This is a genomic window from Actinoplanes lutulentus (assembly GCF_003259845.1).
GTDB classification, from domain to species: Bacteria; Actinomycetota; Actinomycetes; order Mycobacteriales; family Micromonosporaceae; genus Actinoplanes; species Actinoplanes lutulentus.
Window position 1 is genome coordinate 75,135 of the sequence record NZ_QLMJ01000007.1, and the last position, 20,711, is coordinate 95,845.

General features: G+C 70.0%; 14 protein-coding genes. 10 read left to right on the plus strand and 4 right to left on the minus strand.

What is annotated here, in order from left to right; all coding sequences use genetic code 11:
* Positions 1–36: 36 nt before the first annotated feature.
* Entirely contained in the window at positions 37–2,388 is a 2,352-nt protein-coding gene (locus tag B0I29_RS17285; RefSeq protein ID WP_111650023.1) for a PAS domain S-box protein, read from the plus strand.
* A gap of 4 nt (positions 2,389–2,392) precedes the next feature.
* Here the strand turns inward: B0I29_RS17285 and B0I29_RS17290 are convergent, their stop codons facing one another.
* Together B0I29_RS17290 and B0I29_RS17295 are read right to left on the minus strand one after the other, a co-directional pair.
* Positions 2,393–3,565 (minus strand): GAF domain-containing sensor histidine kinase, encoded by a 1,173-nt coding sequence (locus tag B0I29_RS17290; RefSeq protein ID WP_111650024.1) that lies wholly within the window; start codon positions 3,563–3,565, stop codon positions 2,393–2,395.
* 101 nt (positions 3,566–3,666) lie between these two features.
* Entirely contained in the window at positions 3,667–5,700 is a 2,034-nt protein-coding gene (locus tag B0I29_RS17295; protein ID WP_111650025.1) for an ATP-binding protein, read from the minus strand.
* Positions 5,701–5,867: 167 nt separating this feature from the next.
* Between B0I29_RS17295 and B0I29_RS17300 the strand changes: the two genes are divergently transcribed.
* A complete protein-coding gene (locus B0I29_RS17300; protein ID WP_111650026.1) occupies positions 5,868–7,037 on the plus strand; it encodes a S8 family peptidase in 1,170 nt (389 codons plus the stop codon).
* Positions 7,038–7,204: 167 nt separating this feature from the next.
* Positions 7,205–8,590, plus strand: coding sequence for an NAD(P)/FAD-dependent oxidoreductase (locus tag B0I29_RS17305; RefSeq protein ID WP_181557845.1), 1,386 nt, complete (start codon positions 7,205–7,207; stop codon positions 8,588–8,590).
* On the opposite strand, the gene B0I29_RS17310 is transcribed toward B0I29_RS17305, so the two are convergent.
* Complete coding sequence (locus tag B0I29_RS17310; RefSeq protein ID WP_111650027.1) at positions 8,554–10,791, minus strand: putative bifunctional diguanylate cyclase/phosphodiesterase; 2,238 nt, start codon at positions 10,789–10,791, stop codon at positions 8,554–8,556. The genes B0I29_RS17305 and B0I29_RS17310 overlap by 37 nt on opposite strands.
* 158 nt (positions 10,792–10,949) lie before the next feature.
* Between B0I29_RS17310 and B0I29_RS17315 the strand changes: the two genes are divergently transcribed.
* From B0I29_RS17315 to B0I29_RS17345, 7 genes are all read left to right on the plus strand, one after another.
* Positions 10,950–11,378 carry a response regulator gene (locus B0I29_RS17315; protein ID WP_111650028.1) on the plus strand — a complete coding sequence of 143 codons (429 nt, stop codon included), beginning with the start codon at positions 10,950–10,952 and terminating at the stop codon, positions 11,376–11,378.
* A gap of 73 nt (positions 11,379–11,451) precedes the next feature.
* The gene (locus tag B0I29_RS17320) at positions 11,452–13,605 is read left to right on the plus strand and encodes an ATP-binding protein (protein ID WP_245972581.1); all 2,154 of its coding nucleotides are present in this window, start codon (positions 11,452–11,454) and stop codon (positions 13,603–13,605) included.
* Between the two features lie 61 nt (positions 13,606–13,666).
* Entirely contained in the window at positions 13,667–14,782 is a 1,116-nt protein-coding gene (locus B0I29_RS17325; RefSeq protein ID WP_111650029.1) for an LLM class flavin-dependent oxidoreductase, read from the plus strand.
* Between the two features lie 4 nt (positions 14,783–14,786).
* Positions 14,787–16,028: an extracellular solute-binding protein gene (locus tag B0I29_RS17330; RefSeq protein ID WP_111650030.1), complete on the plus strand. Its 1,242-nt coding sequence runs from the start codon at positions 14,787–14,789 to the stop codon at positions 16,026–16,028.
* On the plus strand, positions 16,025–16,900 hold the full coding sequence (locus tag B0I29_RS17335; RefSeq protein WP_111650031.1) for a carbohydrate ABC transporter permease: 876 nt from the start codon (positions 16,025–16,027) through the stop codon (positions 16,898–16,900). Before B0I29_RS17330 ends, B0I29_RS17335 begins: the two co-directional genes overlap by 4 nt.
* Positions 16,897–17,697 carry a carbohydrate ABC transporter permease gene (locus B0I29_RS17340; RefSeq protein WP_111650032.1) on the plus strand — a complete coding sequence of 267 codons (801 nt, stop codon included), beginning with the start codon at positions 16,897–16,899 and terminating at the stop codon, positions 17,695–17,697. Before B0I29_RS17335 ends, B0I29_RS17340 begins: the two co-directional genes overlap by 4 nt.
* Positions 17,698–17,788: 91 nt before the next feature.
* Entirely contained in the window at positions 17,789–19,285 is a 1,497-nt protein-coding gene (locus B0I29_RS17345; RefSeq protein WP_245972582.1) for a PstS family phosphate ABC transporter substrate-binding protein, read from the plus strand.
* Positions 19,286–19,348: 63 nt separating this feature from the next.
* Here B0I29_RS17345 and B0I29_RS17350 read toward each other — a convergent pair whose 3' ends face one another.
* Entirely contained in the window at positions 19,349–20,710 is a 1,362-nt protein-coding gene (locus B0I29_RS17350; RefSeq protein ID WP_111650033.1) for an LLM class flavin-dependent oxidoreductase, read from the minus strand.
* Between the last annotated feature and the right edge of the window lies 1 nt (position 20,711).

Consider the following 20,711-nt stretch of genomic DNA (forward strand, 5'->3'; position numbering starts at 1 on the left):
ACTAAGAACAACCGGATCACAACCGATCTGATCCTTGTGGCTGATCCGCGGCACCGGGTGCGCGACCCCGAGCGCGTCGCGGCGGTCCATGCGACCGGCGTGCTCGACACCGCCGAGCCACCCGGCCTGGGACGGCTGACCCGGCTCGCGACCCGGCTGATCGGCAGCCCGACCGCGCTGGTGTCGCTGGTCCTCGACGACCGGCAGGTCTTCGCCAGCCAGGTCGGCCTGCCACAGCCGTGGGCCGATCTCGGGCAGACCCCGCTATCGCACTCGTTCTGTCAGCACGTCGTGGACGACGACGCCCCGCTCGTGGTCAGCGACGCGCGCCTGGTCGACCGGCTGAAGGACAACCTCGCCATCGGTGACATCGGCGTGATCGCGTACGCCGGGATGCCGATCCGCGTCGACGGGCAGACGCTCGGCTCGTTCTGCGCCATCGACGGGCAGCCCCGGGACTGGTCGGATGAGGACCTGGCCGTCCTGGAGGACCTCGCGGCGGCCGTCGCGACCGAGATCGAGCTGGTCCGGGCGGCCCGGCACGCCGAGGAGACCTCCGCGGTGGTCCGGCGGATCCTGGAGGTGTCGCAGGACGCGTACATCGCGATCGACGCGGACGGTCTTGTCGTGGAGTGGAATCCGGCGGCGGCGAAGCTCTTCGGGCGTACCCGGCAGGAGGCTGTGGGCGAGGACCTGGCTCAGCTGATCATCCCCGGGGAGTACCGCGAGGCGCACTACGGCGGCCTCACCCGGGTACGCACGACCGGCGTGTCGAAGCTCGCCGGGCAGCGCATCGAGCTCCCGGCGGTCAACCGGGAGGGCCGGCAGTTCCCGGTCGAGTTCACCCTGCAGGCCACCCGGCACGGCGGACGGCTCGTCTTCCACGCCTTCCTGCACGACATCAGCGCACGTCACGCCGTGGAGATCGAGCTGCGCCGCCAGGCCGAGCTGATCGACGCGGCCCCGGCCGCGATCATCGTGCGGGCCCCGGACGGGACCATCCGCTTCTGGAACACCGGCGCCGAGCACATGTACGGGTGGCCGGCCTCGGCCGCCCGCGGCCGCAACATCCATCGTCTGCTCGCCACGGTGTTCCCCGGCAGCACCGCCACTGTCGAACGGGCCCTCGCCGCGAACGGCCGCTGGGAGGGCGAGGTGACCCACCGCCGCTCCGACGGGCGGTCCATCGTGGTGCTGAGCCGGCACGTGGTCCGGCCCGACTCCGGCGGCGCGGGCCACGAGGTGATCGAGACGAACACCGACATCACCGGCCGGCGGAACGCCGAGGAACGGCTCGCGGCGAGCGAGCGGCAGTTCCGGGTGCAGTTCCACCAGTCCACCGTCGGCCAGGCCATCGTCGGGCTGGACGGCCTGGTCCAGCACGTGAACGAGGCGTACGCCCGGATGATCGGTTACTCACCGGAGCAGCTGATCGGCCGCCGCAACGAGGACTTCACCCACCCGGACGACCGGGCCGAGGGCACGCTGATGACGGCCCGCCTCTTCGCCGGGGAGCAGGAGTCGTACGAACGCACCAAACGCCTGGTCCACGCCGACGGGCACATGGTCGACGTGCACATCGGCGTCCGGCTGGTCCGGGACGCGGACAGCACGCCGCTGAACCTGATCGGTGTCATCCAGGACGTCACCGAACAGCTGCGTGCCCAGCGGGAACGCGACGCCGCCGAGGCCGTGCTGGCCGAGCGCAACAATCAGCTGGAACTGGCGAACGGTGAGCTGCAACGCGCCAACCTGCTCAAGCTCGACCTCATGGGGATGCTCTCGCACGACATCGGCACGCCGCTCACGTCGATCATCGGGTACGGCGAGCTGCTGGTGGAGAGCGACCTGCCGAAGCCCCTGGAAGCGTCCACCGCGAAGATCATGAGCGCCGCCCGGCGGATCGACGAGCTGCGGCACAACGTCCTGTCGATGTGCACGCTCAGCGAGACCCGGCTGCGCACCGACCGGCAGCGGGTACGCCTCGCCGAGGCGCTGCGCGACGCGCTGGACGCCGCCGACCAGCAGGTGCCGCTCTCCTGCCCGCCGGCGTCGGAGGTCCTGGTCAACCCGGCACACCTGCGGCAGATCGTGGTCAACTTCCTGACCAACGCCAACAAGTACGGCGGCGGGGCGACCGCGATCGAGGTGACGACCGCGGAGCTGTCCACCCGGATCGCGGTGCACGACCGGGGGCCCGGGGTTCCGGAGGAGCTGCGGGCGCATCTGTTCGAGCGGTACACCCGGGCCGGCGACAACGGCGCTGCCGGCCACGGGCTGGGACTGCACATCGTCGCGAGCCTGGCCGAGGCGAACGGCGGCTCGGTCGGTTACCAGCCCGGTGACCCGGTGGGCAGCGTCTTCTGCCTCACCCTGGAAAGCGCCTGACGTCTCACCAGCTTTCCGGCCTCCGGAAGGATGCCGGCAGCTCGATCGTGACGGTGGTGCCGTGGCCCGGCTCGCCGTCGATGCGGAGCACGCCGTCGTGCCCGTCGACGATCGCCTTGACGATCGTCAGGCCGAGCCCGGCGCCCTGCACCTCGGCACGTTCCGCGGAGCCGGCCCGCCGGAACGGCGCGAGCACCCGGCTGCGGTCGATCGGGCTGATGCCGGCGCCGGTGTCGCGTACCCACAGCTCGGCCCGGCCCTCGTGGCTGGTCGCGCCGACCGTGATGGCGCCGCTGTCGGTGAACTTGACCGCGTTGAGAACGAGCCGGGCCAGGGCCTGGCCGATCCGGGCAGCGTCCACGTCGGCGAGGACCGGTCCGCCGGCCTCGACCGTCACGGACAGGCCCTTCGCGGCGATCAGCGCCTCGTTCTGGGCGACAGCGGTGGCAGCCAGCTCGGCCAGGTCGGTGGGACGCCGGTGGAAGGCCCGGTTGCCGGGGCCGGCCTGCGCGGCGAGCAGCATGTCGTCGACCAGGTTGAGCAGCCGGTCGGAGTTGCGCTGAACCCGGGCCAGGAAGCCGTCCCGTGTCTCGGCCGGCAGCTCCGGGTCGCCAAGGACCTCCAGATATCCGTGGATCGAGCTGAGCGGCGTACGCAACTCGTGGGTGACCCGGGCGATGAACTCGTCCTTGACCTCCTCGGCGGCACGCAGCCGTTCGGTGAGGTCACGCATGTCCCGGGCGTACCGCCGCAGTTCCATCTGGGAGACCACGTGCCGGGCCAGCGCCCGCAGGCTCTGGCACTGCTCCGCGTTGAGCTCACCGGGTTCCTGGCCGATCACGCAGAGCGTGCCGAGCGCCTGCCCGGACGGCGAGACCAGCGGCGCACCGGCATAGAACCGGACGTGCGGCACGCCGACGACCGTCGGATGCCCGGCGAAGCGGGGGTCGAGCACCGCGTCCAGGACCTGCATCACCTCGTCACCCTGAATCGCCCGCTCGCACATCGAGCCGGCCAGCGGAGTCTCGGCGATGTCGTGACCGAACCGGGCCTTGAACCACAGGCGGTCACCGTCGACGAGGCTGATCGCCGCCATCGGCGTCCCGCACAACTGGGCAGCGAGGGCCGCGATGTCGTCGAAGTCGTCCTCGACCGGGGTGTCCAGGATCTGGTACACGTCCGTCAACTCGGCGCTCCTTCGACCATCACAACGTGCTGTCTCGCTTAAGAGTCGGTCGCGGCGGTGCGAGTGTGAGGCACTGCCCGGGTGCCTTCCGGTTAGCGGGCCGGGGCCCGCCCGCCGGCCCACTGGGTCTCCAGCGTGCGGGCGTACACCGATCGGCCCACCGGCAGCGTGAACGACATCCGGGTGCCGCTGCCGTACGGATTGACCATGGCCTCGATCGTCCCGCCGTGCCTCTCCACGATCCGCTTGCAGACCGCCAGCTCCAGCCCGTTGCCGCGCTCGTCGCGGCCGCTGTGGAAGCTGGTGAACACCTCCTGCCGCTGGCCCGGCAGCAGGCCGAGGCCGTTGTCCAGGATGTCGATGCGCAGCATCCCGTTCCGCGCCGGCTGACAGGAGACGCTGACGTACGGCGTGACACCGGGCGGCGTCGGCCCGAGCGCGTTGTCGACCAGGTTCTCCAGCAGCTGCCGGATCAGGACCGGGTCCGCCTCGACCGGTTCCATCTGGCCGATCTCGAAGTACGGCGGCGCCGTGCCGGTGCTGTCCGCTTGGTCGTACCGGCTGTTCACGATGTCGCCGAGCAGCAGCGACAGGTTCACCGTGGTCGGCATCAGCTTGCCGTCCCGGGCCGCCGTGTACGCGAGAAGGCCGTTGAGGAACGTCCGCATCCGCGCCGACGCCCGCTGGATCCGGGTGACCCGCTCGGCCGGCTTGTAACCGGCGAGTTCCGTTTCCAGGACCTCGGCCCAGCCCTCGATCGTGGTGAGCGGATTGAGCAGGTCGTGCGCGACCCGCCCGGCGAACGACATCAGCTCGTCGCGGTGCCGCCGGTCCGCGGTGACGTCGTGGAAGACGACCACCACGTGCGCCGGGGAGTCCGGGTTCATGGCGATACGGGCCACGTTGAACCGGACGATCCGGCCTTCGGGCACCGCGGCGTTGCGGACCAGCACGTCCATCGGCGGCACTTCCTCGCCGGCCAGGGCTCGGGCGTACGGAAGATCGGCGTCGGCGAGCGGGGTGCCGTCCGGGTGGAAGAAGCCGTAGTCGCTGCCGAGCGCCACCCCGCCGGAGACCGTGCTGACGCTGCCGAGGAGCCGGCCGGCCGCCGGGTTGCGCAGCACCAGCCGGCCGTTCTGATCGAGGATGGCCAGGCCCTCGGTCATCGAGTTGACGATCATGGTCATCATCCCGGCCTTGTCGGTGGCCTCCTGCTCGGAGACCTGCAGCCGGCCGATCAGGGCGTTGCGCTCGTCCCGGCTCAGCGCCAGGGCCAGCGCGACGACGGCCAGGATGGCGACGTACAGGTCGATCACCAGGACCCGGGTGCCCGGGTCGGTGATCTCGGCGTACGGGCCCCAGCCGTGCTGGGTCAGGACCGCGGCGGTGCAGCTGAAAATCAGGCAGTGGCCGATGGCGAGCGCGGTCGGCACCCGGATCGCCGCCCACACGGTCAGCGGCAGCAGTGCGAACCCGATCGGCAGGCTGTGGTTGACCGCGAACGTGTAGTAGTACGCCCCGCCGGAGACCACGAAGATGGCCAGGCACTCCAGCGCGCGGTTCTGGTCGAGAGAGACCCGGTGCTGCCCGCGCAGCAGGTACCAGGCGCGCTGGATGGCGACGCCGAAGATCAGAATGCTGCCGGTGTCCCGGACCACCCGGATGCCGAACATGGTGATCCCGCCGGCGTAATCGGCCAGGCCGTCACCGAGCATGTCGATGCACGCCATCACGGTGGAGGAGGCGGTCGCGGCCACCAGCATCCGGGCCAGGTCGTCGAGGCTGGAGAGCGGACGCCCGCCGTCCTCGCCGGCCCAGACCCCGGGCAGCAGCCGGGCGGTCACCACCGCGAAGGTCATGCCGGCCGCCACGGCCGCGCCGGCGTGGATCGCCGCCGCCACCGGGTCCACCCCGGTCGGCACCAGGCCGGCCACGGTCAGCACGGCAAGGACCACCATGTCCAGCCAGCGCCATCGGGACTCACGGCGGATCACCAGCCACACGGCCGCGACGCCGGCGGCCGGCCACAGCACCGGCACGTCCAGCTCGGAGAGCACCGTCTGCCGGCCGGCCAGGAGCGCGATCAGGTAGAGCGCCGCGAAACCCACGGTGCTCGGAACGGACATCCTCGTCACACAAGTCTGTTCGGCACCTACGGCGGACTTCTGAACTGATATAGCCATTTCGATATATAGATGAAGGGTGAACTCACGTTTAGGCTCTCCCCAGAGCCGAGAGACGAACGTCAATACCCCCCGGGACGTTCGCCGGCAGGCGTGAGAGAGGAACGAAGATGGCGATTCGACGACACGGCCGCATCCTGGCCGCAGGTCTGTTCGCACTGGGTGCGGTCGCTGCCGCGACCCCGGCCGAGGCAGCGGCGCCGGTGCTGGGACAGATCAAGCTGGCCGGCTCCGCGACCGCGGTGGACGGCAGCTACATCGTGGTCCTCAAGTCAGGCGCACAGCAGGCCTCACTCTCCAAGGCGTACGGCGCGACCGTGAAGCGCAGCTTCGGCAAGGCGCTCAACGGCTTCGAGGCCACCATGACCGAGACCCAGGCCAAGCGCCTCGCGGCCAACTCGAAGGTGGCGTACGTCGAGCAGAACCAGGTGATCTCTCTGGCCGCCACGCAGACCAATGCGACCTGGGGCATCGACCGCATCGACCAGCGCGCCCGGCCTCTGAGCACCACGTACACGTACCCGGTCACCGCCTCGAACGTCACCGCCTACATCATCGACACCGGCATCCTCAACACGCACAGCCAGTTCGGCGGCCGTGCGGTCAGCGGGTACGACTTCGTCGACAGCGACAGCAACTCCACCGACTGCAACGGCCACGGCACGCACGTCGCGGGCACCGTCGGCGGCAGCACGTACGGCGTGGCGAAGGCCGTCAAGCTGGTCGGCGTCCGGGTCCTCAGCTGCACCGGCAGCGGCACCACGGCCGGCGTCATCGCGGGCGTCAACTGGGTCACCGCGAACGCGGTCAAGCCCGCTGTCGCCAACATGAGCCTCGGCGGCGGCGCCAGCACCGCCCTGGACAACGCGGTCGCCAGCTCGATCGCCTCCGGTGTCTCGTACGCGGTCGCGGCCGGCAACTCGAACGCCAACGCGTCCACCGCCTCGCCGGCCCGCGTGGCGACCGCCCTGACCGTCGGCGCGACCACCAGCACCGACGCCCGGGCCAGCTACTCCAACTACGGCAGCGTCCTGGACATCTTCGCGCCGGGCTCGTCGATCACCTCGGCCTGGTACACCAGCACCTCGGCCACCAACACCATCAGCGGCACCTCGATGGCCGCGCCGCACGTGGCCGGCGCCGCCGCGCTCGTGCTCTCCCGCAACCCGAGTTACACCCCGGCCCAGGTCGCGTCCTCGCTGATCACCAACTCCACCCCGAACGTGGTGACCAGCCCGGGCACCGGCTCCCCGAACCGCCTGCTCTTCGTGGTCCAGTAAGGCCCTGGAGACGGCCCGCCTTCCTCACGGAAGGCGGGCCTTTTCGCGTGACGAGATGACCAAACCGAATGTGACACCGGGCCCTGGTGATCATCATCATCACTGAGATACGGACTTCCGGCGCCTGTTCCGCGGTTCTATTAAGTGGAACAAGGAGCGTGAAAGTGATGACCGAACAGGGACAGCACCGAGTCGTCATCGTCGGAGCCGGCTTCGGCGGCAAGTACGCCGCCCGCGCGCTGCGCAAGGCCGATGCGCACGTGACGATCCTCAACGGGACCAACCACCACGTGTTCGAGCCGCTGATCTACCAGGTCGCCACCGGACTGCTCTCCCCCGGCGAGGTCGCCACCCCGGTCCGCGAGTTCTTCCGCGGCCAGAAGAACACCGAGGTGCTGCAGGGCTGGGTCACCGACGTCGACCCGGACGCTCGCACGGTCACCGCGACCGCGCCGGACGGGGTTCCGTACCAGGTTCCGTACGACACGCTGATCGTCGCCGCCGGCACCACCCAGTCGTACTTCGGCAACGACCGGTTCGCCGAGTTCGCCCCCGGTCTGAAGAGCATCGACGACGCGGTCGAGCTGCGCGCCCGGATCATGTCCGCCTTCGAGATGGCGGAGCTCGCCACCGATCCGGCCGCCGCCGAGCGCTGGCTCACCTTCGTCATCGTCGGCGCCGGCCCGACCGGTGTGGAACTGGCCGGTCAGATCGCCGAGATCGCCCGCCGCACGCTGCCCGGCGAGTACCGCCGGATCGACCCGGCGAAGGCCCGCATCGTGCTGGTCGACGCGGTCGACCGGGTCCTGCCGACCTTCTCCCCCGAGTCGTCGGCCGCCGCCGAGAAGCGCCTCCGCAAGATCGGCGTCGACGTCCGGCTCGGCACCAAGGTCGTGGACATCGACGCCACCGGCGCCGACGTCCAGACGAGCGCCGGGACCGAGCGCATCACCGCGATGACCAAGATCTGGAGCGCCGGTGTCGCGGCCGCACCGCTGGCCCGCCGCATCGCCGACGCCACCGGTGCGCCGGCCGACCGTTCCGGCCGGATCCTGGTCGAGCCGGACCTGACCGTTCCCGGTCACCCGGAGATCTTCGTGGTCGGCGACCTGATGAGCCTCGACAAGCTGCCCGGCGTCGCCCAGGTCTCCATCCAGGGCGGCGGATACGTGGGCCGTACCGTCCGGGACCGCCTGGCGGGCAAGAACGCCGGCAAGCCGTTCCACTACTTCGACAAGGGCAACATCGCCACGATCTCCCGGTTCTCCGCGGTCGCCGACCTGCGCGGACTGCGGCTGAGCGGGCTCGCCGGGTGGTTGCTCTGGCTCGGGGTGCACTGGGCGTACCTGCCGAAGGGCCGCAACCGGGCGAGCTCGCTGGTCCGCTGGGCGGTCGCCTTCCTCGGCCGGAGCCGGTCGGAGCGGGCGGTCACCAGCCAGCAGATCAACGCCCGCGCCGCGCTCCGCACAGTGGCTTCAACGAGCACCGCGGCTTCCCTCAAGCAGACCGAAAAGGATCAGGAAGTCGCCGCCGAGCTGACCTCGGCCGGATAGAGCAGGGCCGTAAGCTCGGCGGCCGGCATCGGCCGCGCGAAGTGGTAACCCTGAGCGCTCCGGCAGCCCAGCTCGACCAGCTCGGTGGCCTGCTCGGCCGACTCGACGCCCTCGGCGATCGTCGTCAGGTTCATCATCCGGCCCAGCCGCAGCACGGTGTCGGTGACCATGGCGCCGTTCGCGGTGCCGTTCAGCACCGCCACGAACGACTGGTCGATCTTGAGGATGTCGATCGGCAGCTGGGTCAGGTACCGCAGCGTGGAGTACCCGGTCCCGAAGTCGTCCAGGGCGATCCGCACACCGTGCCCGTGCAGCAGGTGCAGCTCGGCCACCACGGCCGGGTTCTCCACCTGCACGCTCTCGGTCACCTCGATGATCAGCTCGGTGGCCGGGAAACCGGTCTCGGCGAGCGTACGGATCACCCGGTCGGCGAAACCGCCGGTGAGCTGACGCGGTGACGCGTTCACCCCGAGGTGCAGGCGGCGCCCACCGGCCCGCCACTGGGCGACCTGGGCGCACGCCTCGGCCAGCACCCACGCGCCGATCTCCTCGATCGCGCCGGTCTTCTCGGCGATCGGGATGAACACGCCCGGCGGGATCGTGCCGCGTTCCGGGTGCTCCCAGCGCACCAGCGCCTCCATCCCGTTGATCTCACCGGTCGGCAGCTCGACCACCGGCTGGTAGTGAACGCGCAGCTCACCCCGCTCGGCGGCGCCCCAGAGACCGGCCGCGAGCGCTTCCTCCTCCTCGGTGCCACCGGGCACGCCACTCTTGATCCGCCGCTTGTTCTCGTACATCGCCTCGTCGGCGCGGCGCAGCAGCGCGTCCGCATTCGTCGCGCCCGGCTCCGCCACCGCGATGCCGACGGCCGCCCGGATCCGCACCACGACGTCGTCGATCATGATCGGGAGCTCCATCTCGCGGCGCAGCCGGCGGATCACCGCCTCGGCGTTCGCCCGCGAGCCGATGTCCTGCAGCACCACGGCGAACTCGTCGCCGCCGAGCCGGCCCACCACGTCGCTGCCGAGCACCGAGCGGCGCAACATCCCGGCGAACTCCACCAGCATCCGGTCACCGGCCGCGTGCCCCAGCGTGTCGTTGACCTCCTTGAAGCCGTTCAGGTCGGCCAGCAGCACACCGACGGCACGCCCGTTGCGCGACGATCGGGCCAGCGCGCGGCCGAGCGCGTCGCCCAGCCGGGACCGGTTCGCCAGGCCGGTGAGCCCGTCGGTCACCGCCATCTCGTGGTTCTCGCGGAGCGCGACGATCTGCCGGGCCACCACGAAACCGGTCAGCGCCACCGAGCCGAGGACCAGGCCGATCCAGGACGGCCTCCCGGCCCGCAGCGCGGCGCCGGTCAGCAGCGCCAGCGCCAGGCCGATGCTGAGGTACGGCAGGCGATTAACCACCCGCTCGCGATCAGAACCGGTCACCGGCGCCTCACCGCGTGCCGTCCGGAACTGCTCGAAAGCGGCCACGGTGATCAACGAGTGCCCGATCACCCAGCAGGCGAACTGCCAGCTCGCCGGGATGGCGCCCACGAGTCCGGCCTGCGCCCGCAGGAAACCGAGATAGATGTTCCCGGAGATCTCGAAGAGCAGGGCGATCGCCATCAGCCGCAACGGCCGGCGCACCGACGGATCGGCGCCCTGGGTCAGCACCAGGGCCACGCCGAAGAGCAGAACAAGATCACCTATCGGGTACGCGAGAGCGCCGAGCACCGCCGCGCCACTGGAGTGGCCGTCGTCCAGGAGCGGGCCGACCGCGAAGTACCACATGACCATGGCACCACCGGCGACCACGGTGCCGACGTCGAGCAGCGTCTTGTGGCGGGAGCGTCCGCCGCCGCCACGCCGCTGCAGGGTCAGCAGCCCGGTCAGCATCACCGGCACGAAGGCGAGCCGCACCACGTCGCCGGGCGCCGGGAACGAGCTCCAGCTCTTGAACACGGCGAAGGAGACCGAGGCGATCACCAGCGTCCCCATGGCGGCGGCGATCCAGCGCCACGCACGACGCGTACCCGGGTGCAGGTCGCCGCGGCGGCTCGTGCGGATCGCGAACGTCGCCGAAGCCAGATCAAAGACGATCATCGACATGCCGGCGACCCGCTGGATCCCGTCACTGTCGAGCTGACCGAACAGGAGCGCGCCGAGCACCGCGGCCAGCGCCGTGCCGGCCATGCCGTAGAACACCTTGGTCATGCCCGTCCATCGGCCGTGCCACCGGGTAGCTGACGACGAGGAATCACTGCAACCAGCCGGCAACCGACATTTACCTGGCGTCGGCCGGATCACCGCCGATAGCTCAGATCACCTCGGCGACGCTCCGGCGCCGCCGCCCGCTCGACGATCGGAGCAGCATGACGGCCATCATCGACACCCTCGCCGTTCGCCCGCAGGCCCGTCTCCGTACGGACCTGCCCACCGTGCTGGTCGCCGACGACGACGAGGGCATCCGGGATCTGGTCAGCTTCAAGCTGGAGATGGCCGGTTACCAGACGATCTGCGTGCCGGACGGGTGCACGGCGCTGACTCTCGTCGCCGAGACCCGGCCCGACCTGGTCCTGCTCGACATCGCGATGCCCGGCATGGACGGCCTGAGCGTCTGTTACCGGATGCACGCCGACCCGGCCACTGCCGAGATCCCGGTGATCATGTTGAGCGGCTGTGCCACCGAGACCGACATCGACCTCGCCTTCGTCTCCGGCGCGGAGGAGTACCTGCCGAAGCCGGTGAACACCGCTGACCTGGTCCGCAAGGTCGGCTGGCTGGTCCCGCGCCGCCACTGAGCCGCGTACCGGGCATGTCCGGGCCGGTTTTCGGGCCGCTCAGCATGCCCCGTCCGGCGTCGATAAAACCTGTGTGAGCCGTAAGCGACCGGGCGCCGCCGTCCTCAGCGCGCTGGTCGCGGTCGTCGGCTGTGCCGTCACCCTGGTCGTGTCCGTCACCCTGGCCCGGCGTGAAGAGGCGGCCGCTGAGGTGCAGATGGACCGGCGCACCTCGGCGGCCGCCGACGCGGTACGCACCGAGACCCGCCGCTACGTCGACATCCTGCGCAGCACGGCGGCCGGCGCCGGTGGACAGGAGGAGCTGACCGGCCCCGAGTTCGGCATGATCACCCAACCGCTGAAAACGATGAGGCTGGCCGGGGCCAACGGGATCGTGCTGGTGGTCCCCGCCGGCGACGACGATGTGGCCGCCGTCCAGGAACGCTGGCGCAAGCTCGGCATGGCGGGTCTCGTGCTGGACCCGAAGGGGCACGGCGACCACGCCTTCGTGGTCACCGGCACCACGCTTGACGACTCCCGGCCCACCGGTGGCCTGGACCTGGCACAGGCCGAGGCTCCGGCGTCCGCCCTGGACGCCGCGCGTCGCAGTGGTCAGGTGGCCGTGTCCGATTCCTATCATCTGCTCACCGATCTTGCCCTGCCCGCGGAACGCCGGCAGAACTCGTTCATCCTGGCGTCACCGGTCTATCGCGGATCGGAGCAGCAGTTCCTCGGCTGGGTGGTGCTGGGCGTACGCGGGCAGAACTTCATGGGTGACACGTTCGAGCTCGCCGGCCAAGGCCTGCTCGACCTGACACTGAGCGCGGCCGGCACCGACCGGCGCGAGCTGGCGGTCGCCGAGCTCGACGCGGCCGGCAAGGGCAAACGTGACCTGCAGCGTGCTGTCGACATCCCGGTGGCCGACAAGATCTGGACGCTGCGCGTCGCCGCGAACGCCGCCGCCCTGCCCGGCGTGCGCAGCGCTCTCCCGCTCGCGGTGATCGTCGGCGGCCTCCTGCTCACCGGCGTGCTCACCAGCCTGGTCTGGGTGCTGGCCACCAGCCGGGACCGGGCACGCGTACAGGTCCGGACCGCCACCGCCGAGCTGCGGGCCGGTGAGACCGCGAGCCGGCGGCAGGCCGAGCTGCTGAGCGCCGTACTGGACGGCATCAGCGACGGCGTCGGCGTGGTCGGCCCGGACGGCAAGTTCCTGCTGCACAATCCGGCGGCGATCCGGATGCTGGGCCGGAGTGACCCGAACGCCGGGGTGGAGGGCTGGCAGGACCACTACGGACTGTTCCTCGTCGACGGGGTCACCCCGTTCGCGACCGACGAGATTCCCCTGGTCAAGGCACTCGGCGGCGAGAGCAGCCGGGATATCGAGATGCTCGTCCGGCATCCGGAGCACCCGGACGGCCGGGTGATCAGCGTGTCGGCCCAGCCGATCGAGACGTCCGCCGGCGAGCGCGGCGCGGTCGCCGTCTTCCACGACATCACCGAACGCAAGAACGTCGAGATCGAGCTGCGCGGTTTCGCCGGCGTGGTCGCGCACGACCTCAAATCACCCCTTACTTCGGTACGCGGATACGCCGAGCTGATCACCGATGCCCTGGACGAACTGGAGGCCGGACACGACGCGGCCGCCCTCGCCCAGGCCCGCCGCGGTTCGGAGAAGGTGATCAACGGTGCGCTCCGGATGCAGCAGCTCATCACCGAGCTGCTCGATTACGCGGCGGCCCGCGACGCCACGCTCCGGCTGAACGACGTGAACCTGCGGTCGCTCGTCGACGACGTGGTGACCGCCCGCACCGACAACCCGGACGGGTCGACAGTGCGGCCGGACATCTTCGTCGGCGCGCTGCCGGAGGTGCAGGCCGACCCGGTCCTGCTCCGCCAGGTGATCGACAACCTGGTCGGCAACGCGATCAAGTACACCCCGCCGGGGCAGGCGCCGCGGATCGACATCACCGGCCGCGCCGAGCCGGACGGCGACGTACGCGTGCAGATCGCCGACCGCGGGATCGGCATCCCGGACGGCGAGCACGCCCTGGTCTTCGACAGTTTCCACCGGGCGAGCAACGGCGTCGGGCACCCGGGCACCGGACTGGGCCTGGCCATCTGCCGGCGGATCGTGGAACGGCACGGCGGCCGGATCGAGGCCGCGCCCAATCCGGGTGGCGGCACGATCTTCGCCTTCACACTCCCGGCCACAAGTCTGACGGCATCGATACCTGTGGGCATTGTGTGATCACGTGCACATAATCTAGATCGCCTTGTTGGTCGATAGGAATTGTGCCAATATCTCGGCCATGCCCGTGGTCCTGCATTGGTTCCTCCCCACTACCGGTGACAGCCGGTCGATCGTCGGCGTCGACGACCGTGGTGGTCGCAGCACGCACACCGATCCGCTTTCTGAGCAGAAGCTTCGCGAGCCCGACATCGAGTACCTGATCGACGTCGCCCGCGCCGCCGAGCGTTGCGGGTTCACCGGCGTACTCACCCCGACCGGCACCTGGTGCGAGGACGCCTGGCTGACCACGGCCGCGATCGCCCAGCACACCCGTACCCTGAAGTTTCTCGTCGCGTTCCGGCCCGGCTCGCTGTCGCCGACGCTCGCGGCCCAGATGGCCGCGACGTTCCAGCGGATCTCCGGCGGCCGGCTGATGCTCAACATCGTCACCGGCGGCGACGCGGCCGAGCAGCAGCGTTTCGGCGACTGGCTGGACAAGGACCAGCGTTACGAGCGCACCGGCGAGTTCCTCAGCGTGGTCCGCGGCGCGTGGAACGGCCCGTACGACTTCGACGGCAAGCACTACCAGGTCGCCGGAGCCCTTGCCCCGCGCCGGTTCGAGCAGCCGCCGATCTACTTCGGAGGCTCGTCGCCGGCCGCGCTGGAGGTCGCCGCCGAGCACACCGACGTCTATCTGACCTGGGGCGAGCCGCCGGCCGCGGTGGCTTCCAAGATCGCTGCGGTGCGCGCCCTCTCATCGAGAGAGATCAGGTTCGGCATCCGGCTGCACGTGATCACCCGGGACACCTCCGAGGAGGCCTGGGCCGTCGCCCGCTCCATGCTGGACGCGCTCACGCCCGAGCAGATCGAGAAGGCGCAGAGCTCGCTCGGCAAGGCCGACTCGGTCGGCCAGCAGCGGATGCTCGCCCTGCACGGCGGCACGCTCGACGGACTCGAGATCTACCCGAATCTCTGGGCGGGCATCGGCCTGGTCCGCCCGGGCGCTGGAACCGCACTGGTCGGCAGCCACACCGAGGTCGCCGATCGGATCGCCGAGTACCACGACCTCGGCATCGACGAGTTCATCCTCTCCGGTTACCCGCATCTGGAAGAGGCGTACCACGCCGGCGAGGGCCTGATCCCCGAGCTACGCCGGCGCAACCTTCTTGCATCCTCGTCCTCACAGGAGAACTGAATACATGAACCGCCGTGACCTGCTCCGCCTCGCCACCGGCGCCGGAGCCGCTTCCCTGCTGGCCGCCTGCGCCGGCCCGGGCGGCTCGTCATCCTCGGATTCCGCCAAGTCCGATGACACCCTCTCGTTCGCCCACTGGCGCGCCGAGGACAAGGAGGTCTTCGAGAAGATCATCGCCGGCTACTCCGCCGCGAAGGTCCGGCAGGACATCTCGCCGTCGAACGACTACCAGAGCACCGCGCTGCAGAAGCTGCGCGGCGGCAGCGTCGGCGACGCGTTCACCGCGTTCCGCGGCGCGCAGTTCCTCGACATCGCGAAGGCCGGCGTCTGGGCCGACCTCACCGGCCAGGCGCTCGTGCAGAAGTACGAGCCGGCCCTGATCACCGCGGGCGCTCAGGACGGCAAGCAGCTCGGTGTCCCGTACCAACTGGTCTTCAACACCCCGCTGGCCAACACCGACCTGATCAGCAAGGCCGGCTTCGGTGAGGCGCCGAAGGACTGGGACGGCTTCCTGTCGCTGCTCGACAAGCTGAAGAGCCAGGGCGTCACGCCGTTCGCGTGGCCGGGCGGCGACGCGGCGAACGCCGGCCAGCTGCTCAACGTCATGGTGGTCAACAACGCGCCGACCGACGACGCGCTCGGCAAGATCGAGACCGGCGAGAACAAGGTCACCGACGACTGGTTCCTCACTGTGCTGAAGCAGTACCAGCAGCTCGTGCCGTACTTCCAGACAGGCGCGACCGGCACCAGCAGCGACGCGGCCCTGGCGCTGTTCGCCCAGGGCAAGGCGGGCCTGCTCGGCACCGGCTCGTTCCAGGTCGCCGGCGTCCGCAAGCTCGGCGCCACCTTCGGCATCGACCTGCTGGCCCCGATCACCACGACGGCGGACAAAGCGAAGTACGAGGGCGTCTTCAACGCGACGTTCATCCTCGGCGTGAACGCGAAGTCCGGTAAGCAGGACGCCGCCCGCGCCTGGATCGAGCACCTGTCCGACCCCGAGGTGGCCGGCGTGTACGCCAACGGCACCTCGCAGCACGTGACGGTCAAGGGTGTCGAGTACACCAACGCTGACCTCAAGGCGCTCGCGCCGTGGCTGACCAAGAAGACCGCGCTCGCGCCGCGCTTCCAGTTCAGCAACCTCGACGTCCGTGGCGCGGTGGAGAACGCCACCGTGCAGGTCGCCGGTGGCAAGAGCCCGGAGGAGGCGGCCGAGGCCGCCCAGAAGGTGATCGACCAGAAGAAATGACGTCACTTCGCACCCGGGGGACGCTGTTCCTCTTCGCGGTGCCGGCCCTGATCCTGTACGGCGGGTTCTTCCTGCTGCCCGCCGTACAGGGTCTGCGGTACGCCACCACCGACTGGGACGGTTACAGCTCCACGTTCAACGACGTGGGCCTGTCGAACCTGACGGACGTGGTCAGCGACGACGACCTGTTCCGCAACGCGCTGACCAACAACCTCAAGTTCCTGCTGGCCGTGGTCGTCGGGCAGACCGCCCTCGCCCTGCTGCTCGCGGTCCTGCTCGCCGCGCGCAGCCGCGCCTCGACCGCGCTGCGGGCACTGTTCTTCCTGCCCACCGTGCTGTCGTCGGTGTCGGTCGCGTTCATCTGGAAGTTCGTCTACGACCCGAACTTCGGTCTGGCCAATAGCCTGCTCGGCGCGGTCGGGCTGGACCGGTTCCAGTCCGCGTACCTCGGTGACGAGGCGACCGCGATCCTCTGGGTCGCGGTGGCGCAGGTCTGGTTCCACGCCGGGCAGATGATGGTCATCTACATCGCCGGGATCAACCAGATCCCTCCGGAGCTCTACGAAGCCGCGAAGACCGACGGCGCCGGCCGGTGGCAGCAGTTCCGGCACGTCACCTGGCCGATGGTCGCGCCGGCCACCGCTCTGGTGATCGCGTACACCACGCTGCAGTCGTTCAAGGCGTTCGACCTGATCCTCGGCCTGGCCGGCAACCCGCCGCGGTCCGGGCTCGACGTGCTCGCCACCCGGATCTACACGACGTTCGCGAACTCGCAGCTCGGGTACGCCGCCGCCGAGTCGGTCATCTTCATGATCGCCATCGCGGCGGTCACGCTCCTGCAGAACCGCGCGGCAAGGATGGTCCACGGATGAGGCGCTTCGTCCTCGGGGTCTACGCCCTGCTGATCGTCGTACCCCTCGTGGTGATCGTCGGCGGCAGCTTCAAGACCACGCCCGAGCTGTTCGCTTCGCCGTTCGGGCTGCCGAAGAGCCCGACGCTCGACAACTACACCACCGTGCTGGCCAAACAGGACATGCTCGGGGTGCTGGGCAACAGCCTGTTCGTGGTCTCCATCTCGGTGCCGGTCACCCTGCTGCTGGGCAGTCTCGTCGCGTTCGCGGTGGCCCGGCTGCCGCGCTGGCCGTCCCGGATCCTCTTCGCGATCTTCGCGGCCGGGCTCGCGGTACCCGCGCAGGCCGTCATGATCCCGCAGTACGTGCAGTTCGAACGGCTCGGCCTGCGCAACAGCCTGACCGGCCTGATCCTGGTGAACATCGTGGTGACACTGCCGGTCGCGGTCTTCATCCTGGCCGGCTTCATGCGTACGCTGCCGGCCGAGCTCTACGAGGCCGCGGAGCTCGACGGCGCCGGCCCGTGGGCGTCGTACCGGAGGATCGCCGTGCCGGTGTCGTACCCATCGCTGGCCGCCACCGCGATCTTCCTGATCGTGATGCACTGGAACGACCTGCTCTATCCGCTGCTCTTCATCGACGACCCGGACAAGCGGACGCTTCCCCTGGCGCTCCTGGACTTCCAGGGCGAGTACCTGACGGAATATCCGCTGCTCTTCACCGGTGTGGTCGTCGCATCGCTGCCGATGGTGCTGGCCTACGCGTTCCTGCAGCGTCACTTCGTGGCGGGGATCACCGCCGGTGCGGTGAAGGGGTAAACCCGTCGTGAGCGGGGTGTCTGTTCATCGGGGCTTCGCCTGACCGTCCACTCTGGCGTTCTACGTTGACCGCATCGAGTTCTGGTGGAGTGTGGCCCTGGCGACGCTGGGCGTGGTGGTTCCCGGCATCGTCGCGATCTACGAGTTCGTCGTCAAAGGACGCAAACGACTCGGTTACCGGGTCCAGATGGACACCACCGCCACTGACGTGGTCGAGACCGTGCACGCCGGCGCGCTGCGCGAGTTGCAGCGTGACGACGTCCCGATCGACGATCCCACCCTGGTGCTGCTCCGCATCGAGAACAACGGCGCCACCAACATCGACACCCGGGACTACGCGGTCCTCGACGACGACCGGGTCGGCATCCGGGTCCGCTTTCCCGGCCGCCAGGTGGTCGGCATGGTGGTCACCGAGCTCAGCGACGACTACCTGCGGCCCAGCTTCCAGGACGGCTCCGGCCTCGCGGTCCGCGGCGACGTCATCGAGCTGCCCAAGGTCCCGCTCAACCGGGCCGCGCACTACAAGGTCCTCGCCGCCCTGGAACGGGCCGGCGGCAACGGCAGCGACCCGGGCATCTTCCCGGCGCCGGTGGTGATCGGCGGGATCAAGGGCGGCGTACGCGGCGGCCGGATCCAGGAGACACAGAGCCGCACCGGCACCCCGAAACGCGCGATGGCCCTGGTCGGCTTCCTGGTCCTGCTGGTCGTCGCGCAGCTCGTGGTCTTCCTGCGCAGCGACACCGGCGCGCCACTGGACTGCGCCACCGGCCGGATCCGGATCACCGGGTCGACAGCGTTCGAGCCGATCGCCAGGCAGGCCGCGTCGGCGTACCGGGACGCCTGCCCCGGCGCCTCCTTCGACCTGGACATGCGCGGCAGCGGCGAGGGCCTGCTCGCCCTGAACAAGGCCGCCTCCGCCGACGTGATCGCGTTCTCCGACGGCGAGAAGCCGGACGGTATGCCCGCCCTGCTCCCCCGCCCGATCGCGTTCTTCCTGTTCACCCTGATCGCCCACCCGGACGCCGGCGTGCGGGACCTGACCCTCGACCAGGTCCGCGCTCTCTATCGCGGCGAGATCACCAACTGGAACCAGGTCGGCGGCGCGGACGTGCCGGTCCGGCTGATCAGCCGCAACCCGGGCTCCGGCACCCGCAACGCGTTCCAGCGCCGGGTCCTGGCCGGCGTCCGCGAACCGGGCAGCAACTCCGACGACTGCCGCAACCGTGATCCGGGCACCCCGGCCGGCGTGGTCCGCTGTGCCCGCGACTCCACCGAGGACGTGCTCGGCGCGGTCGCCGACACCCCGGGCGCGCTGGGGTACAGCGAGCTCGGTGCAGCCGGCGGCCGCGACGATCTGACGATCGTCCGCATCAGCGGCCACCCCGCGACGGTCACCGAGGCGGACCATGGCGCCTATCCGTTCTGGGAGACCGAGTACGGCTACACGCACGGCGAACCGCCCGCCCAGTCCCTGACGGCGAGTTTCCTGCGATACCTGACGAACCAGGTCGGCGCCGACATCCTCCGGGCACACGGCAACCGCCCCTGCGCCGAACTGGCCAACCCCGCCCTCTGCCACCCCACCTGACCCGGCTGTCGCCCAGGGCTGCCGGCTGCACGCTACGGCGACCACCCCGTACAGCCGGGCAGGTCAGCGGAAGCGGTACGCCGCCGCCGGGTGGTCGTCGCGGACCCTGGTCTCGCCCGCGCCGTAGAACGACTCGCGCAGTGTCGTGCCCTCATACTCCGTCCGGGTCAAACCCCGCCGCTGCAGCTCCGGCACGGCCAACTCCACGAAGTCGCGGAACGTCACCGGCGGGACCGGGTCGGCGATGTTGAAGCCGTCCACACCCGACTCCTCGGCCCAGCGTTCCAGCTCGTCGGCCACCGTGGCCGGGCTCCCGACGATCACCGGGCCGCCGCCTCCGACACCGACGAACTCGGCGATCGCGCGCGGCGTCCACGTCCGCGACGGGTCAAGCGTGGTGAACAGCTCGACCATGCCCCGGATCCCGTCGGTGTCGACGTACTCCAGTGGCTTGTCCAGATCCAAAGCAGACAGGTCGATGTGCATGAGCGCGCTCCACCGGGCCAGCGCGCCCTCGACGCTCGCGTACCGCTGATAGTCGGCCAGCTTCGCCTGCGCCTCGGCGTCGGTCTCGCCCACGATCACGGTGGCGATGGCGAAGAACTTCACCGACGACGGGTCACGCCCGGCCGCCACGGCTTCGGCCCGGACCCCGTCGACCAGGGTGCGTGCCATCGACGGCAGATAGGCGGAGAGGAAGACACCTTCGGCATGCCGGCCGGCGAACGCGCGACCCACCCGGGACGTTCCGGCCTGATAGAGCACCGGCGTCCGCAGCACACCCGGCTCCGACAGCGCGATACCCGGAACATCGTAATAAGTTCCGGAATGAGCGATAGGACGGACTCGCGAGGGTTCCACAAAGACACCCCGGGAAGCGGAGCGCACCACCGCGTCGTCCGCCCAGCTGCCCTCCCACAGCTTGTAGACGACCTCCATGAACTCCTCGGCCATCGCGTACCGGTCGTCGTGCGCCATCTGCCGCGTCAGGCCGAGATTGCGGGCCGCGCTGTCGAGCGCCGACGTCACGATGTTCCACCCGATCCGGCCGCCGGTCAGGTGATCGAGCGTTGTCATCTTGCGGGCGAACGCGTACGGAAGCTCGTACGTTGACGAGACCGTGACCGAGAAGCCCAGGTTGCGGGTCGCCGCGGCCATCGCGCTGATCGGCAGCAACGGATCATCGGTCGGTGTCTGGATGCCGTCGCGGAGCGCAGCGTCGACGCTGCCCTGATAGACATCGAGCGGCCCGAGCGCGTCCGCCACGAACAGCGCGTCGAACTTGCCACGCTCCAGGATCTGCGCGGTCTCCACCCAGTAGGACAAATCGCGGTATCGATGAGCCTGACTGTCCGGATGCCGCCACAGCCCGATCGCGGTGTGCCCGACGGTGGATTGCCGAAGGCCGTTCAGGCGGATGCGCATG